The 1560-nt window shown below is 47.0% G+C and carries 1 protein-coding gene; it reads left to right on the top strand.

Going from position 1 to position 1560, the window contains the following annotated elements:
• Positions 1 to 1521: radical SAM protein (locus F6K51_RS36965; protein WP_293031073.1), on the top strand; the 1521-nt coding region annotated here is incomplete at its 5' end.
• Positions 1522 to 1560 lie beyond the last annotated feature (39 nt).

Here is a 1560-nt window from a genome sequence, read left to right as displayed (position 1 = left end):
GTTGAATTGCCTCAACTTAAGCTATCTGACCCCGATGGGAACGATTTTTATTCCCTGCGCAAATGGGAACCAATTGTTAGTAAACAAATATTACTATCCAGTCTTGAAGCAGGAGGCTTTGAAACTAAATTTATTAACCTCAGAGACGGGGATTACCAAGAGAATTACGGACGGATAGCCTGGAAAGGCATTGAACTGACTAAGAATTATGTTGGTGTTGAGATAGAGAGTGTCGATCCTGAAAGCTGTGAAGTTTGGTGCATTACAGTTAACTTCACACTATACCGGGAAATAGCAATGATGGTGCTAAAGCACCTGGCCAGTAAAGGTAAGCCAGTGGTTGTGGGTGGTTCCGATCCCTTTGCTGACCCCCAAATATACCTTCGCAACGGTGCTTCAGTAGTGGTTAAGGACAAATCCGGCGCTGCTAATTGGGCTTTATTTAATTATCTGTTAGGAAAAGGTCCCAAAGAATCACTCACTGGTGTGGTCTTAGCTGACGGGACTCAATATCCTAACAGTAATAAACCATTGCATCCCGAAGACTGGCCCTTACCATCTTTGGATGTGGCCAGACAGTGCTTGGGAACACAATATTGGATGGATCCGTTTCCCGAGCATTTAAAACCCATTGGTTCCATATTTCCAGATATAGGTTGCGATCGCCACTGTGACTTTTGTCAAACCCCCACTTATGGTACGGGGTATCGCAGAATGACTCCTAAACGGGTGCTGGAGTGGCTGGATATACAGCGTCAAGCAGGAGCAAAATCCGTAGTAAGCGTTTCCGATCAATTCCTGGGGCGGGTGATTTTCCCCGATGGGCGACAAGAAGTGCTCGATATTATGAAAGGGTTGCGGGAAATGGATTTAACCATTCTTTGGCCCAATGGTCTGGAGCTAAGGAAGATGACTCTAGGGCGTGGGCGCAACTATGACAGCACAGATTTGACCCCCGATGAAGAACTGATCAACGCCCTCTATCATTGGGATGGGCAAAAAGGAACTCTCGCTGGTGGTCTTCCTGCCGAGCGTCCTGTATTTGGACGGGAAGCTTATGCCAAGTTACTGCCCTGGCAGCAACACAAACGAATTGTGAAAACGGTTGTGCGAGCTGGTATTCCCATGATCGTATATCACATGATCATTGGGCTTCCTGATGATGACGATGAGAGTATGTTACGGCTAGAGGAAGCGCTTTGGGAAATCTATGATGAAGTCAAAGCGATTAACCCTTCAATGGTATTTCAAATCAGTCCCTTTGTGATTTCTCCGATCTTGGGAACGCCACAGGGCGAAATAATTCGTAAATCCGGTCTTCTGCGGTTTGACGACCCAGCCCTTTTTGCAGGATTCTGGACCGCGAGTGTTGACACCAAACATCTCAGCTACGAGCAAGTCTCTGATTGGCAGTTCCGCCTAGCTAGCGTTGGTGACTCGAAAAACCTGCAAGTTCCTCAACGGTTCAGAACGTTGCCGGATGAAGCCAAGAATACTGAAAAACCGGCGGTGTCAGTATAGGTACCGAGAAGCTTCCTAATCTGGAAGCCAATACCCAAG

This window comes from Moorena sp. SIO3I8, assembly GCF_010692325.1.
In the GTDB taxonomy this organism is placed as follows: Bacteria; Cyanobacteriota; Cyanobacteriia; order Cyanobacteriales; family Coleofasciculaceae; genus Moorena.
The sequence above is the reverse complement of the archived record's forward strand: the minus strand, read 5'-3'. Positions and strand labels throughout refer to the sequence as shown.